This is a genomic window from Actinoplanes sp. NPDC051861 (assembly GCF_040681145.1).
GTDB lineage: Bacteria > Actinomycetota > Actinomycetes > Mycobacteriales > Micromonosporaceae > Actinoplanes.
Genome location: NZ_JBFAYE010000047.1, coordinates 1 through 1,532, shown reverse-complemented (window position 1 = coordinate 1,532; position 1,532 = coordinate 1). Strand labels below are relative to the sequence as shown.

At 69.0% G+C, this 1,532-nt stretch carries 1 protein-coding gene; it reads left to right on the top strand.

Going from position 1 to position 1,532, the window contains the following annotated elements; translation table 11 throughout:
- Window positions 1-23: 23 nt before the first annotated feature.
- Window positions 24-1,532 (top strand): ISL3 family transposase (locus AB0M02_RS46715; protein WP_364238992.1); only part of this gene is annotated, 1,509 nt, incomplete at its 3' end.

Here is a 1,532-nt window from a genome sequence, read left to right as displayed (position 1 = left end):
GACGGCCGGTCGCCGTGTCAACCATGATCGTCCGATGTGTACAGTCTCGCCGGTGCATTGAACATGATCTTGGACTGGTCTTCCCGCATCTGGCGAACGTGACCATCGACCGAGTCCAGGTCCAGCAGGCATCCGTGCTGTTCGAGGCGCACGCCCGAGCCGGCGACGCCGGATGTCCGGCTTGCGGGCAGCGCAGCGCCCGTATCCACAGCCGATACCACCGGCGCGTCGCTGATGCCGTGGTCGGCGGTCACCGGATCGTGTTGAAGCTGATGGTCCGCCGGTTCTTCTGCGCAGCGCCGGACTGCAAAGCGGTGACGTTCGTCGAGCAGGTACCCGGCCTGACCAGCCGGTACGCCCGCCGCAGCCAGCAAGCAGCGCAAGCTCTTCAGGACATCGGGCTGGCCCTGGCCGGACGCGCCGGCGCCCGACTCGCCGGCCGTCTCGGGCTACGCGCCGGACGGACCACGATGCTGCGCCTGATCCGGCGCATCCCCGAACCGCCGAGCACCCCGGTCACCGTCCTGGGCATCGACGACTTCGCCCTGCGCCGCGGACACCGCTACGGCACCGTGCTGGTCGACATGGCCACCCGCCGCCCGATCGACCTGCTACCCGCCCGTGACGCCGACACCGTCGGCGCCTGGCTCCAACAGCATCCTGGCGTCCAGGTCGTCTGCCGAGACAGGGCCGGGGCCTACGCCGACGCCGCCCGCACCCACGCCCCGTCCGCGATCCAGGTCGCTGACCGCTGGCACCTGCTGCACAACCTGGCCGGCCACGTCGAGAAGACCGTTGCCAACCACTTCCACTGCCTCACCGCCAGGAAGAACCCAACATCACCAAGCGTCACGGTCGAACTACCGGCGCCTGCCGCACCAGCAACCCGCCCTGACGGGCGGCTGGCCGAACGGATTCGCCACCGCCATCAGCAGGTCCATGACCTGCACGCGGCCGGCACGAGCATCAAGGCGATCGTGCGGGAACTCGGCTTGGCCCGCGGAACCGTCCGCCGCTACCTGCGCGCCGCTCAAGCCGACGACCTGATCACTCAAAAGGCCACCGGTGTCCGGCCCGGGGTGATCGACCCTTGGCTCGACTACCTGCGGCGACGCTGGACCGAAGGCTGCACCACGATCACGGTCCTGCACCAGGAGATCCGAACCATGGGCTACACCGGCGGATACCGGACCCTGCGGGACCGGCTGCGGCCGTGGCAGGACCAGAAGCCGCCACCACCGAGTACCCCGAAACCGCTCAGGAACCGGCAGATCGTCTCGTGGATCCTGCAGCACCCCGACGCGCTCACCGCCGAGGAACACGAAATGCTCGCCCAAGTCCGAACCGAGTGCCCACACCTGGACCGGCTGGCCACCCACGTCACCGCCTTCGCGACCATGCTCATGCACCGCCAAGGCCAGCACCTCGACGCCTGGCTTACCGCCGTCCGCGCCGACGACCTCCCGCACCTGCATTCCTTCGCCACCGGGCTGATGCAGGACTACGACGCCGTCATCAACGGCCTGACCTTG